Here is a 13397-nt window from a genome sequence, read left to right as displayed (position 1 = left end):
TGCGAATAGTTCTTTAAGCCGCCTGTACGCTAGCATAAAGCTCGCTCCAGGCGATGCAGCACAAGTCGGTGCCAATCGAATGTCCAGCCCAGGAAACTTCAGATGCCAAGATTGCAGCTCTCGTCCTTGCTCCTCGTGCTGTGCCTGTTGCCCGGAGTCGGGCAGGCCGCCGGGAAATGCGAGCGTCTGGTGGCCACCGGCAATCCCGAGTATCCCCCCTATCTGTGGCGCGATCCCGAGAACCCCAAGCAACTCATAGGCGCCAATGCCGACCTGCTCAAGCAGATCGCCAAGGAACTCGGGCTCAAGGTGGAAATCCTCTACACCGGCCCCTGGTCCCGTGCCCAGGATGAAGTCCGTACCGGTCGCGTCGACCTGATCGCAGGGGCCTTCCTCACCCTGCCGCGCCTGGAAACCATGGACTACGTTCATCCGGCCTTCCTGGAAACCCAAAGCGTCGTCTGGGTGAAGCGCGAGCGCGCGTTCCCCTACAGCGGTTGGGAAGACCTGCGCAGCCACACAGGCGGCACGTTGGTGAAGAACAGCTTTGGCGAGGCCTTCGACCGCTTCGCCAAGGAGAATCTCAAGCTCGAAGAGGTTCCCAGCCTGACCCAGGCCTACCAGAAGCTGCTGCTGGAGCGCACCGACTACGTGCTCTATGAGCGTTACCCCGGCCTGGTGCTGGCCGACACCCTGGGCATGGCCGACGATCTGGCCGCGCTGGAACCTCCGATTTCCAGTGAAGGTCTGTACCTGACGCTGTCCCACAACTCGGCCTGCAACGACCCCTGGCTGCGCGGACAGCTCGCGAAAAAAATGACAGAATTGGTCGCCGCCGGAGTGCCGGAAACCCTGCTGCAGCGCAACCTGGAACGCTGGAAGGCACTGCAGATGATGCAACCCGCCGGCACTCCCGAATGATTAGGAATCCTCTAGTGAGCAAGACACCCCTGTTTGCCGCCGGCCTGGTTGTGCTGGCCCTGGCCGGCTGTGCCAGCGATCCGGCGCCCATCGAACAGATGCGCCTTACCGAGAAGGCCGTGGAGCAGGCCAAGGCCGTCGGCGCCACCGAACAGATCGAGGAAATGAAGCTTGCCCAGGACAAACTCGCCCTGGCCGAGAAGAACATGGGTGAGCAGGACTACAAGCGTGCGCGCGTCCTGGCCGAAGAGGCGGAACTGGATGCACGCCTGGCGGAAGCCAAGGTGCTCACCAAGAAGAGCCAGGACCAATTGGCCGAGCTGACCGCGCGGATCAATCGCCTGCGCAAGCAGCTGGGAGACGTGCAGTGATACGGAATCATGCATTGACCGCCGGCCTGATGCTTGGCCTTGGACTGCTCGGTGGTTGCGCCAACCAGCAGCAGACCGAACAGAGCCTCGAGCAGGCTCGCCAGATGTTCCAGAAGGTAAAGGAGGACCAGAACGTCCTCAGCGCCGCGCCGAAGGATGTGATCCGCGCTGGCGAATCCCTGGCTCGTGCCGAGCGCCTGTCCAGCTATTGGGGCAATGACCGGGACGTAGTCCACTACGCGTATCTCAGCCAGCGCTACAGCGAGATCGCCAGCCAGCACAGCGAACAGAGCCTGAACCAGGCGCGTGCCGCCAAGTTGCAGATGGAGCGCGAGCGCCTGCAACTGGCTCTGCGTGAAGCCAAGCTCCTCAGTGTCCAGCAGCAGGGCAAGTGGCTTGAAGAGCAGATGATCGCGCTGGCCGCCACTGAGACCGATCGTGGCCTGGTGATGACCCTGGGCGATGTGCTGTTCGATACCGGTCACGCTGATCTCAAGGCTTCGGCCAATCGCACGGTGCTGAAACTGGTGCAGTTCCTCCAGTTGAACCCACGCCGTGTCGTACGTATCGAGGGCTACACCGACAGCAGCGGCAACAAGGCAGACAACCTCAGGCTCTCCACCGATCGTGCCCAGGCGGTGGCGGATGCCCTGGTCGACCTCGGCATCGATGCCAAGCGCATCCAGGTCCAGGGTTATGGCGAAGCCTTCCCTGTAGCCGAAAACGCTTCCAACCGCGGCAGGGCGCAGAACCGTCGAGTGGAGATCGTCTTCTCCAATGAAAAGGGCGAGCTCGGCTCGGCACGCTGAAGCCGCTCTGCCACAAGGCCCCGGTTGCCGTTCGGCACCGGGGCTTTTTCATGCCTGGACAAATTCACTGTATCGCACACAATTTCCCGATCTGTACCGGTGCAGTTGTTAAGTGTTCAGATAGTGTTTCGGTCCAGTGATACAGGTGCTGCCGTCATGACCAATCTGTTGCTCTACCAACGCATCGCCCAGCAACTGGCCGATGATATTCGCCGAGGCGTCTACCAGCCGGGCGAACGCGTGCCTTCGGTGCGCAAGCTCAGTTCCCAGCTCAGTGTCAGCCACGCCACCGTGCTGCAGGCTTACGCAAGCCTGGAGGACCAGGGACTGATTCGCGCTCGTCCGCAATCCGGCTTCTATGTGCACCAGACCCCGGCCCTGACCGCGTCCACCCCGGATATCGCTCGTGTCGAACGCCCGGGCCTCGTCACCCGCGCCAGCATCATTCAACAGGTTCTAGCCGAGTCCCGCCGCGAGGGTGTCTTCCCCTTGGGCGCAGCCGTTCCCCATGTTGATTACCTGCCGGTACGCACCCTCCACCAGCAGCTCGCCAAGGTCACACGCTTCCATAGCCCGCGCGCCTTCAGCTACATGTTCAGCCCCGGCTTCGAGCCGCTGCGTCGCCAGGTGGCGATCCGCATGCGCGACGCCGGCGTAGTGGTTGACCCCAGCGAAGTGGTGATTACCCACGGTTGTGTGGACGCGCTGCAGATGAGCTTGCGGGTGCTGACCCGTCCGGGTGACCTGATTGCCACGGAGTCGCCGACCTATTACGGCCTGCTGCAACTGGCCGACCTGCTCGGCCTGAAGGTCATCGAGATCCCGAGCGACCCGACCACTGGCATCAGCCTGGAGGCCCTGCAGCTGGCAGCCAACCAATGGCCGATCAAGGCGCTGGTTCTGACTGCGCGCCTGAGCAACCCGCTGGGCGGCACCATTCCCGAGGAGCGACAGAAGCAACTGCTGCGCCTGTCCTCGGACTTTGACATCCAGATCATCGAAGACGATATCTATGGCGAACTGATGTTCGATCAGGGGCCTTCCAAAGCGATCAAGGCGTATGACCTGGACGACCGGGTGATCTACTGCTCCAGCTTTTCCAAGACGCTGTCGCCTGGTGTGCGCATCGGCTGGATGGTCGCCGGCAAGTACCAGGCGGAAATCCAGCGCCTGCAGACTTTCAGTACCCACTCGGCGTGCAGCGTCACGCAGATGGGGGTGGCGGCCTACCTCGAGAATGGCGGCTACGACCGGCACCTGCGCTACATCCGACAGGAGTACCGGAAGAACCTCACTGCCTTCCAGCTCGCGGTCCAGCAGTACTTCCCAGAAGGCACCCAGATTACCCGCCCCAATGGAGGCTTCATCCTCTGGATCAGCTTGCCGGCCAAGGTGAACACCAAGGACCTGCACATGCGTGCCTTGCAGCAGGGCATCAGCATCGCGCCGGGGCTGATCTTCAGTAACACGGAACAGTTCAACCACTGTGTACGGTTGAACTGCGGCATCCCGTGGAACCGCGAGGCTGAGCGGGCCATGATGACGCTCGGCATGCTGGCCAAGCAGCTGTGCCAGGAAGTGGGGCTGTAACTTTCAGCCAGGGGCCGCCTGTGGTCCTTGGCGAATAATTTTTTCCTGCATTAACCCGTCTGGCGTAAGGCATCCGTCTACTGGTGCGAGTGGCTCATTCGTTCCCAGGAGGCATCCATGTCCAGCCATCAGTTCCTTGCGCACCAACCTTTGGCCGCTGGCTTCACCGCGGGCCTGCTGCTCGCCCTGGCCGCCTGCAGCGCCCAGGATGCCTCGGCTCCGCCCGCCAGCAAGGCCTCGGTGCCGCCTGCGGTATTGAACCAGCCCGAGCCGGAGATGCACCGGGAGGCCATCGCCAGTGCGCCGGAAACGCTCGCCAAGCGCGCCGATTACGCTGCCGAAGCACGACAGATGCCAATGATCGCGCCCGCCCCAATGCAAGATGCCTTGCTGCCGGGCTACCGCGATGTGCCCCGGGAGCAGTACCAGCATCTGGCTGACAACCCGGTGCATTCGGTGGCCAACGAGCCCGTCTCAACCTTCAGCATCGACGTGGACACGGGCAGTTACGCCAATGTGCGACGCTTCCTCAGCGGCGGCCAATTGCCGCCGGCCGACGCGGTGCGGCTGGAGGAGATGGTGAATTATTTCCCCTACAGCTACCCAATGCCCGAGGGCGATGTGCCGTTCGGCATCGGCATCGAACTGGCGCAGACTCCGTGGAACCCACAGACGCGTTTGTTGCGAGTGGCAATCAAGGCATCCGATAGCAAGGTCGCACAGCTGCCGCCGGCCAATCTGGTGTTTCTCGTGGATGTCTCCGGTTCCATGGATCGCCGCGAGGGCCTGCCCATGGTGCAAGGCACCCTGAAACTGCTGGTGGACCAGTTGCGACCCCAGGACCGGGTTTCCCTGGTCACTTATGCGGGGGAGGCACGGGTGGTGCTTGGCTCCACGCCTGGCAGCGAGAAGGCGAAGATCCGGACCGCCATCGATCAGCTCAGCGCCGGCGGTTCCACGGCGGGCGAGTCGGGTATCCAGCTGGCTTATGCAGAAGCGCAGAAGGGCCTGATCCCGAATGGCATCAACCGTATCCTCCTGGCCACCGATGGTGACTTCAATGTTGGCATCAGCGACTTCGAAAGCCTCAAGCAGTTGGCTGCGCAGAAGCGCAAGGGCGGGGTATCCCTGACCACGCTGGGTTTCGGCATGGACAACTACAACGAACGGCTGATGGAGCAGTTGGCCGATGCCGGTGACGGCAACTACGCCTATATCGACAACCTGCGCGAGGCACGCAAGGTACTGGTGGACCAGCTTGATTCGACCCTTTCGGTAGTGGCCCGCGACGTGAAGCTGCAACTGGAGTTCAATCCGGCCGAAGTCAGCGAGTACCGCCTGCTGGGTTACGAGAACCGCGCGCTCAAGCGTGAAGACTTCAGCAACGACAAGGTGGATGCCGGCGAGATCGGTGCCGGACACACCATCACCGCGCTCTACGAGATCGTCCCCGCAGGTGCCAAGGGCTGGCTGGAGCCGCTGCGCTACCAGTCGACCGCCAAGACCCAAGGCAATCCTGGCGAACTTGCCTGGTTGCGTGTGCGCTACAAGGCGCCGGGTACGGAGCAGAGCCGCTTGTTGGAACGTCCCATCGCTGCCGCCAATGTGACCAGCCCCGGCGAGGCCAGCGAGGACCTGCGCTTTGCTGCTGCGGTAGCTGCCTTCGCCCAGCTGCTCAAAGGGGGGCAATACACCGGGGATTTCAGCCTGTCCGACAGCGCCAGCCTGGCTCGCGCGGCCCGTGGCGACGATCGCTTCGGCTTGCGTAGTGAGTTCGTACAACTGGTGGAACTGGCGCAAAGCCTGCAAACTCCCGCTCCATCCCACGCGCGGAAGGAATGACGTGAACGCGATCCTCACGGATGACGACGCCGCTTTGCTGCGGCGTTACCGCAACGGCGATGCCGAGGCCTTTGGCGTGCTCTACGCGCGGTATCGCCTTGGCCTCTACCGTTTTCTCTGTGGCCTGTGTGGTGATGGCGCGCTGGCCGAGGAAATCTTCCAGGAAACCTGGCTGAACCTGATTCGCAGCGACTCCTCGCCGCTCGGCCAGGCCAGTTTCAAGACCTGGCTCTACCAGATCGCTCGCAATCGCCTGATCGACCATTGGCGCAAGTACGGCCGCTTGCAGGGCCGGGAAGAAACCTTCGATGAGACGCTCCACGGTGAGGCACTGCCGGGCAGCAGCCCGGATCCCGAACGGGAGCTTTCCCTGAGCCGGGACCAGCAACGCCTGCGCGCGGCCCTGGACGAATTGCCGGGTGAGCAGCGCGAGGTGTTTCTGTTGCGTGCCCATGGCGACCTGGAAGTGACCGAGATCGCAGAACTCACGAGTACACCCGCGGAAACGGTGAAAAGCCGTCTGCGCTATGCGCTGCAGAAGTTGCGTCGGCTGTTGGCCGACCCGGCCGCGGCGGAGGAGGTATCCGCATGAACCAAGACCCGCACAAGCCGGACGCCATGGAACGGGAACTGCTCGAACATTACCGTCGCCACTGTCACGACGAGCCCTCGGTGCTACTGGACCAGCGTATCCTCGCCGCGGCTGCGGCGCAGGCAGCGCAGAACAGGGCTGAAAAAGTGCCTTCCTGGGGAAAGCACCTGCATGCCTGGCTGTTCGGTTCTGGCGGTCGGCAGCGCTGGGCGGTCGCTGTGGCCGGCTTCGCCACTTTGGGCATCGGGCTCAGCCTGACCTTGCGCACCCAGCAGGAGGCCGAGCAGCGTTTCGATGCTCCGCCCGCCAGCCCCATGCAGTACTCCGCTCCGGCGCCGGCCGCTGCACCCATGTCCAAGGCCGCACCGGCCACCCTGGCCAGCCCTCCTGCCCAGACTGAGAAAAAAGCTTCGGCCATGGCCGACAGCAGCGCCGAAGTCGAGGCACGCCAGCAAGAACCGATGCAATTGGAAGAGGCCGCACCCAAGGCCGAAATGGCCAGGGCCGCACCGCCAGTCGAGCCGCGAGCCAGCTTGCAACGCGTGCTGGAACTCAACAGGGCAGGCAAGCGCGAGGAAGCACGCAAGCTGATGAGTGAATTGCAGACCCGCTACCCCGAGCGGGATATCGCCGCCGAGCTGCGGAAACTGGAGCGTGACCGCTGACAGCGGTCGCGCCGGACTTGCCACGCTGCTGGCTAAGGTGGAGCATGGCGCCATCACTGCCCCCGCTAGAACTTCCATGCGTTCGATTCATCTGCTTTGTGCCGGCCTGGCACTGACTTTGTTGGCGGCATGCGACAAGGATGCCCCCTCGCAGCCCAAGTCGCCTCCCGCACCGCCACCCATCTCCGCCAGCCCGGAGCCGGCGCGCTCGGCTTCCGAACCGGCTGCACCCGTGGAGCCCCCGCCCGTGCCGGAGTCCAAGCCGGTACCACCGCCACCGGTGCCAACGCCCAAGCCGGTGCCGTCGCCTCCTGCTCCGGTCAAGCCGAAGGAACCGCCGGTGGCCGCTTCGACCGAGGCGCCATTGCCCAAGGCCAAGCTCGACCTCACCTTGCCGAAGGGGCTGGTCGATCAGCTGCAGCCGAGCGAAGCCACTGCCGATCTGCCGGACCAACCCCTGCTACCGCAGATGTTCGTGGAGAAACCTGCACCGGAGAGCCCGTTTCAGCTCAATGGCAAGTTGATTACCAACGAACGGGAAGACGACTACTGGCGCTCCGTTGAGGGCGCCGAATTGCAGTTCGAGTTCAAGCGATAGGCCGTCGCAGTCGTAGGTCGGCGCCAGCCTGTGGGAGCGAATTCATTCGCGCATGATTTCGCCCGCACAGTTTCAGGAAGCCTCAGAAACGGTATTCGCCGCGCTGTATTGCCTGATACAGCGCCCCATCCAGGGGGCGAAAGTCCGGATCGCCCGGCAGGCGGGCGAAGAGGGGCTCGCGCACTGATTCCGGGTCATAGGCTTGCTGCTTCAGCTCGGTCTTCTTGTACTTGAAGGTCCCAGTGGTCTCCACCTCTCCCAGCAGGCGCACGAAGAGTGGCGAGGCGTAGGCCGGCAGTTCTCGATCCAGATGATCGGCAAGGGCCTGGCGATCCAGTTGTGTGCCACTGCTCAGGCGCAGGGCTGCCATGCCGCAACGGCCATTAGTGCCGGGAATTTCCACGCCGTAGACCACCGCGTCCTCCACGCCGGGAAAGGCGCCCAAGGCGTTCTCGACCTCGGTGGTGGAAACGTTCTCGCCTTTCCAGCGGAAGGTGTCGCCAAGGCGGTCGACGAACTGTGCATGCTTGCAGCCGATACCACGCATCAGGTCGCCGGTGTTGAACCAGGCATCGCCCTTCTTGAACACGTCACGCAAGATCACCGCCTCGCTCTTGGCCGGATCGGTGTAGCCGTCGAAGGGCCACTTGGGGCTGATCTCGCTGATCAGCAGACCCGGCTCACCCTGCGCCACTTCCTGAAGGAAGCCACGCGGGTCCCGTAGCGGACGGTCATTTTCCAGGTCATAGCGGACGATGGCGAAAGTTGCGGGGGAGAACCCCACCGTATTGTCGAAGTTGAATACGTTGGTGAAGCCAATGTTGCCTTCGCTGGAGGCGTAGAACTCCATCACGCGCTCGATACCGAAGCGCGACTTGAACTCACCCCAGATCGATGGGCGCAGGCCGTTACCAATCATGCAGGTCAGGCTGTTGCTCCGCTCCTCGGGGCAGGGCGGCTGGTTCAGAAGGTAGCGGCAGAGCTCGCCGATATAGCCGAAGCAGGTGGCCTGATAGCGCGCGACATCCTTCCAGAAATTGCTGGCGGAGAACTTGCGACGCAAGGCGATGGCGGCACCACCGGCCAGCACCGAGGCCCAGCTCACGGTGACTGCATTGTTGTGATAGCAGGGCAGGGTCAGATAGAAGACGTCGGTCTCGCTAAGGCCAAGACCCGAGTGGCCGAAGCCGCCATAGGCCTTGATCCACTTGCCATGACTGAGGATCGAAGCCTTGGGCAGCCCTGTGGTGCCTGAGGTGTAGATATAGAAACACGCGTCCTTGAGGCGCACCTGCCCGGTGTCCGCCGGGTTGTCCCCGGGCTGGCCCAGGGCGAGGCGCATCAGGTTCCGCCAGCCGGCGGGAGCGTCGCCGGGCTCGAGCAGGCTATCGGCATCGGCCACCCAATAGCAGCGACGGGAGTCTTCCAGTTCATTGCGAACTTCATCGAAGGCACCGCGTAGCTCTTCGCCCACCACGAAATGCCGAGCTTTCACCAGGTTGAGGCTATGGCTGAGCACCTTGCCGCGCTGTGTGGTGTTCACCAGAGCGGCGATCGCCCCGAGCTTTGCCAGCGCGCCGAGTACCGCCAGCACTTCGATACGGTTCTCCAGCATCACAGCCACCACGCTGCCATGGGCAACGCCTTCGGCCTTCAGGGCATGGGCCAGACGGTTACTCCAGGCATTGAGCTGGGTGTAGTTGAGCTGGCGTTGTTCGTCGACCACTGCAGGGCGATCGGGATACAGGCGCGCGGCTCGCTCCAGCGCCCATCCGAGGGAGAGCGCTTTCTCGCGGTTGCGAATGCCGGTGTAATAAAGCCCCAGCAGCATGCGCGGCAGGCGTGGCAGGTTAGTCGGCAGGCGGGCGATGAATCTCAATGGGGAAATCAGTTCGACCTGGCTCATGGTTCTCGCGTGTTGTCGTTGTTGTACGCAGTCGTCTTCCTGACTCTAGAACGGGTCGCCGAACCCCACCATGACTCTCGCGCGGCGATGTGGGGGCAGATGGGCAAATAGTGGCGGTGGCGCAAGGCTATTGTAGGGGCGAATTCATTCGCCAAGGGCAGCATCGCTGCCCCATTCGATCTTTCAGGGCAGACCTTCGGCCTGCTTGGCGAATGAATTCACCGCTACAGGTTTTGGACCTCAATCCAGGAACAGATCCGGCACCAGCGAGCCCCCTTGCGGGTCGTAGCGGTACTGTTCGAAGTCGGTCTGGCCTTGCTCGCGCAGGATTTCTTCGTCGATCAACAGGCGGCCGGTGATGCTGCGACCCTGGCTTGCCAGGATGGCGTAGGCGGCATCAGCCATGATCGCCGGCGTGCGCGCGCGCTTGAAGGCGTCGCGGCTGCCCAGTTCGAACTCGATGGCGGCGGTAGCGATCATGGTTTGCGGCCAGAGTGAGTTGACGCTGATGCCATAGCGCTTGAACTCCTCGTTCATGCCCAGGGTCAGCATGCTCATTCCGTACTTGGTGACGGTGTAGGGCCCGTGCTGGGCGAACCATTTGGCTGCCAGGTTGAGCGGCGGCGACAGGCTGAGAATATGGCCATTGGCACTTTGCTTCAGATAGGGCAGAGCGACTTGGCTGCAGACCATCACTGCGCGAGTGTTGATCTGGTACATCAGGTCGAAACGTTTGGGCTCCAGGCGCTCCACGCCCACCAACTTGATGGCGCCGGCATTGTTGACCAGTGCGTCGATGCCGCCGAAGTGTTCGGCGGCCCTGGCCATGGCCTCGCGTACGGCGTTCTCGTCGCGCACGTCCAGTTGCAGCGCCAGGGCCTTGCCGCCGGCAGCTTCCACTTCCTCGGCCACGCTGAAGATGGTTCCAGCCAGCTTCGGATGGGGCTCGGCGCTTTTGGCAGCGATGACGATATTGGCGCCATCGGCGGCGGCGCGCAGGGCGATTTCACGGCCAATGCCGCGACTGGCGCCGGTGATGAACAGGGTCTTGCCGGAAAGAGACATCTGGACCTCCTGGTTCTTGTTGTTGTCCGGGGCCGCGCTGCGGCCATTGGCGAATGAATTCGCCCCTACAGGGCGAATCGTGCCGCAATCCTTCGCAAGCAGAGCTCGCTCCTACGAAACGTACCTCGTCAGAGGCTTTCCTCTACCTCCACCAGCAACTGGCGGCTTTTCACCTGGTCGCCTTGGCTGACCTGAACGCGGCGGATCACACCGTCAACGCCGGCCTTGAGCGGGTGCTCCATCTTCATGGCTTCCAGTACCACCAGTAGCTGGCCCTTGGAGACGCGGCAGCCTTCGGCCACCAGCACCTCGACAATGGCACCGTCCATGGGCGCCTTCACTACGCCGGATCCGGCACCGGCTTGGCCGCCGGCGGGCTCGTGGGTGACGTCTTGCAGTTCCAGATTGCCGTTCTGGCCATACAGCCAGAGCTGTGCGGCCTGCTGGTGGTAGGCGATGCGGCGACGAATTCCGTCCAGCTCCACGATCGCCCAGCGGCCATCGGCGCTCACCAGGCGAACGGCGATCTCCGCGTCATTCACCCTTGCCAGCAGGCGTGGTTGCCGGCCGGCCTCCTGCACAGCCAGCTCCACGGCGTGCTTCTGCTCTCCTTGACGCAGCACCAGGCACCAAGGGGCACTGCCGGCGCTGCGCCAGCCGGCGAGACTGCCCTGGTGGGCGGAGCGCGTGGCCGAGGCCTGGTAGAGCAGGGTGGCTGCGACGGCCAGCTCCATCGGCGAAGCCGATTGCGGGCAGAGGCTGGAATCGTCGCCGAAAGCGTCTCCAATAAAGGCGGTGGTGGCTTCCCCGCTGGCGAACCGAGGGTGACGCAGCAGGTTGGCGAGGAAGCGCTGGTTGCCCTTCACGCCGAGCAGCACGCAGTCCTCCACCGCGCGTGCGAGCTTGCGCCGGGCTTCGTCGCGAGTGGCACCCCAGGCGATTACCTTGGCCAGCATGGGATCGTAGAACGGCGACACGGCTTGGCCTTCCACCAGACCGTGGTCGATGCGGATACCCTCCAGTTCGGCTGGCTCCCAGCGCAGCACGTCGCCGGTTTGGGGCAGGAAACCGGCAGCCGGGTCCTCGGCATAGAGGCGTACCTCCATGGCGTGGCCGTTGAGGTGGATATCTTCCTGTTTCAACGGCAGCGGTTGGCCTTCGGCAACGCGAATCTGCCAGGCCACCAGGTCCTGGCCCGTAATCAGTTCGGTCACCGGGTGTTCCACTTGAAGGCGGGTGTTCATCTCCAGGAAGTAGAAGTCGCCACGGGTATCCAGCAGGAACTCCACTGTACCGGCACCGACATAGTTAACCGTGCGTGCTGCCTGTATCGCCGCTTCGCCCATGGCACGGCGCAGTTCGGCGGTCATGACCGGGCAGGGCGCTTCCTCGATGACTTTCTGATGACGACGCTGCACCGAGCAATCACGCTCGCCTAGATAGACCAGGTTGCCGTGCTGATCGCCGAACACCTGGATTTCCACGTGACGCGGTTTCAGTACGGCTTTTTCCAGGATCAGTTCGGCGCTGCCGAAGGCATTCAGCGCCTCGGAGCGAGCGGTGCGCAGTTGTGCCGCGAGTTCGTCCGGGCCGTTCGCCAGACGCATGCCACGGCCGCCGCCACCGGCGCTGGCCTTGATCATCAGTGGGTAGCCGATGCGCTCGGCTTCGCGGGCCAGCGTGGCGTCGTCCTGTTCGGCACCTTCGTAACCGGGGATGCAAGGCACGCCGGCCTCCAGCATGGCCAGCTTGGAGAGGCGCTTGCTGCCCATCAGGTGGATAGCTTCCACGGTCGGGCCGATGAAGGTGATGCCGGCAGCCTCGCAGGCCCGGGCGAAGTCAGCATTCTCGGAAAGGAAGCCGTAGCCGGGGTGAACGGCGTCGGCACCGGTCTTTTGCGCGGCGCCGATGATGGCCGGGATCGACAGGTAGGACTGGCCCACCGGCGCCGGACCGATGCACACCGCTTCGTCAGCCAGCTGCACATGGCGGGCGTCGACATCGGCTTCGCTGTAGACGGCGACAGTGCGATAGCCGAGGGCCTGGGCGGTACGCATCACCCGGCAGGCGATCTCGCCCCGGTTGGCGATCAGGATCTTGTTGAGGCTGGGCATATTCTCTGGCTCCTCGGTTTCGATTCCCCTCTTCCCCTGGGAGAGAGGCCAGGGGGGAGGGGGCTACCTGCGCGCGGCGTGGTTCCCCTCACCCCAACCCTCTCCCTGGGGGAGGGGGAGTAAAGGCTCACTGCGCCCAAGTGGGCTTGCGCTTCTGCACGAAGGCCATCGTGCCCTCGGTGCCTTCGGCGCCGGTCACGGCGGCGGCGAACTGCTCGGCGGCGCTATCCAGCAAGGGGCCAAGGGGTTCGTTCTCCGTGGCTAGTAGTAGTGCCTTGGTTCGGGCGTTGGCGCCTGGCGCACAGCGGCGGACCTGCTCCAGGCTCTCGGCCAGGCGCTGCTCGAGGGCTTCGGTGTCGGCTTCGGCGAAGTGGACCAGGCCCAGGCGCAGGGCTTCTCGACCGTCGAAGCGCGCGGCGGTCAGGGCCAGACGGCGCGCCTGGGTGAGTCCGATGCGCTTGACCACGAAGGGTGCGATCTGAGCCGGCAGAATGCCCAGGCTCGTTTCCGGGAGACCGAATTGGGCGCCGGCAAGGGCAATGGCGATATCCGAAACGCAAGCCAGGCCGAAGCCGCCGCCGAGCACCGCGCCTTCCAGCACGGTGATCAGTGCCTGGGGCTGTGCCTGGGCTTCTTCCAGTAGGCTGCCGAAGGCGCGGTTCAGGTCGCGATAGGCATCGCTACCGGCCGCACGGGCGCTGGCCATGTCCTTGATATCGCCACCGGCGCAGAAGTGCCCACCGGCGCCGCGCAGCACCACGGCGCGCACGCTGGCGTCGCTGTGCACGGCAGCCAGCACCGCGCGCAGTTCTTCAACCATGGCCAGGCTCATGGCGTTGCGACTGTCCGGGCGGTTGAGGGTGACGTGAAGTACGCCTCCAGCCTGTTCCAGCAGCAGGGCTTCGCAGTTCGGCAGGGTCATGA

Annotated in this window: 12 protein-coding genes; 8 read left to right on the top strand and 4 right to left on the bottom strand. The window is 63.8% G+C overall.

The window, feature by feature from the left end:
- Positions 1–102: 102 nt before the first annotated feature.
- From SA496_RS16535 to SA496_RS16500, 8 genes are all read left to right on the top strand, one after another.
- Positions 103–921 (top strand): substrate-binding periplasmic protein, encoded by an 819-nt coding sequence (locus SA496_RS16535; protein WP_330114152.1) that lies wholly within the window; start codon positions 103–105, stop codon positions 919–921.
- Between the two features lie 14 nt (positions 922–935).
- Positions 936–1292, top strand: coding sequence for a DUF4398 domain-containing protein (locus SA496_RS16530; RefSeq protein ID WP_077526125.1), 357 nt, complete (start codon positions 936–938; stop codon positions 1290–1292).
- A gap of 29 nt (positions 1293–1321) precedes the next feature.
- The gene (locus tag SA496_RS16525; RefSeq protein WP_330115648.1) at positions 1322–2101 is read left to right on the top strand and encodes an OmpA family protein; all 780 of its coding nucleotides are present in this window, start codon (positions 1322–1324) and stop codon (positions 2099–2101) included.
- Positions 2102–2257: 156 nt separating this feature from the next.
- Entirely contained in the window at positions 2258–3691 is a 1434-nt protein-coding gene (locus tag SA496_RS16520; RefSeq protein WP_120650134.1) for an aminotransferase-like domain-containing protein, read from the top strand.
- Between the two features lie 117 nt (positions 3692–3808).
- On the top strand, positions 3809–5533 hold the full coding sequence (locus tag SA496_RS16515; protein ID WP_153917223.1) for a vWA domain-containing protein: 1725 nt from the start codon (positions 3809–3811) through the stop codon (positions 5531–5533).
- A 1-nt stretch (position 5534) separates the two neighbouring features.
- Entirely contained in the window at positions 5535–6125 is a 591-nt protein-coding gene (locus SA496_RS16510) for an RNA polymerase sigma factor (RefSeq protein WP_120650138.1), read from the top strand.
- Positions 6122–6790 carry a hypothetical protein gene (locus SA496_RS16505; RefSeq protein ID WP_120650140.1) on the top strand — a complete coding sequence of 223 codons (669 nt, stop codon included), beginning with the start codon at positions 6122–6124 and terminating at the stop codon, positions 6788–6790. The genes SA496_RS16510 and SA496_RS16505 overlap by 4 nt, the downstream gene beginning before the upstream one ends.
- Positions 6780–7388, top strand: a complete 609-nt coding sequence (locus SA496_RS16500) for a hypothetical protein (RefSeq protein WP_178123421.1) — start codon at positions 6780–6782, stop codon at positions 7386–7388. Before SA496_RS16505 ends, SA496_RS16500 begins: the two co-directional genes overlap by 11 nt.
- An 82-nt stretch (positions 7389–7470) precedes the next feature.
- Here SA496_RS16500 and SA496_RS16495 read toward each other — a convergent pair whose 3' ends face one another.
- From SA496_RS16495 to atuE, 4 genes are all read right to left on the bottom strand, one after another.
- Entirely contained in the window at positions 7471–9294 is a 1824-nt protein-coding gene (locus SA496_RS16495) for a long-chain-acyl-CoA synthetase (protein WP_120650142.1), read from the bottom strand.
- A 240-nt stretch (positions 9295–9534) separates the two neighbouring features.
- Entirely contained in the window at positions 9535–10359 is an 825-nt protein-coding gene (locus tag SA496_RS16490) for an SDR family oxidoreductase (RefSeq protein ID WP_330114151.1), read from the bottom strand.
- Between the two features lie 128 nt (positions 10360–10487).
- Positions 10488–12473: a geranyl-CoA carboxylase subunit apha gene (atuF, locus tag SA496_RS16485; RefSeq protein WP_153917217.1), complete on the bottom strand. Its 1986-nt coding sequence runs from the start codon at positions 12471–12473 to the stop codon at positions 10488–10490.
- A 127-nt stretch (positions 12474–12600) separates the two neighbouring features.
- Positions 12601–13395 (bottom strand): isohexenylglutaconyl-CoA hydratase, encoded by a 795-nt coding sequence (atuE, locus tag SA496_RS16480; protein WP_330114150.1) that lies wholly within the window; start codon positions 13393–13395, stop codon positions 12601–12603.
- Positions 13396–13397: the final 2 nt, after the last annotated feature.

Source organism: Pseudomonas sp. JS3066 (assembly GCF_036328175.1).
GTDB lineage: Bacteria > Pseudomonadota > Gammaproteobacteria > Pseudomonadales > Pseudomonadaceae > Metapseudomonas.
The sequence above is the reverse complement of the archived record's forward strand: the minus strand, read 5'-3'. Positions and strand labels throughout refer to the sequence as shown.

What these genes read in the sequence shown, in the direction of transcription:
- SA496_RS16535 (WP_330114152.1), top strand. Translation starts at nt 103, where the DNA reads ATGCCAAGATTGCAGCTCTCGTCCTTGCTCCTCGTGCTGTGCCTGTTG.
- SA496_RS16525 (WP_330115648.1), top strand. Translation starts at nt 1,322, where the DNA reads ATGCTTGGCCTTGGACTGCTCGGTGGTTGCGCCAACCAGCAGCAGACC.
- SA496_RS16520 (WP_120650134.1), top strand. Translation starts at nt 2,258, where the DNA reads ATGACCAATCTGTTGCTCTACCAACGCATCGCCCAGCAACTGGCCGAT.
- SA496_RS16515 (WP_153917223.1), top strand. Translation starts at nt 3,809, where the DNA reads ATGTCCAGCCATCAGTTCCTTGCGCACCAACCTTTGGCCGCTGGCTTC.
- SA496_RS16505 (WP_120650140.1), top strand. Translation starts at nt 6,122, where the DNA reads ATGAACCAAGACCCGCACAAGCCGGACGCCATGGAACGGGAACTGCTC.
- SA496_RS16495 (WP_120650142.1), bottom strand. Translation starts at nt 9,294, where the DNA reads ATGAGCCAGGTCGAACTGATTTCCCCATTGAGATTCATCGCCCGCCTG.
- SA496_RS16490 (WP_330114151.1), bottom strand. Translation starts at nt 10,359, where the DNA reads ATGTCTCTTTCCGGCAAGACCCTGTTCATCACCGGCGCCAGTCGCGGC.
- atuF (WP_153917217.1), bottom strand. Translation starts at nt 12,473, where the DNA reads ATGCCCAGCCTCAACAAGATCCTGATCGCCAACCGGGGCGAGATCGCC.
- atuE (WP_330114150.1), bottom strand. Translation starts at nt 13,395, where the DNA reads ATGACCCTGCCGAACTGCGAAGCCCTGCTGCTGGAACAGGCTGGAGGC.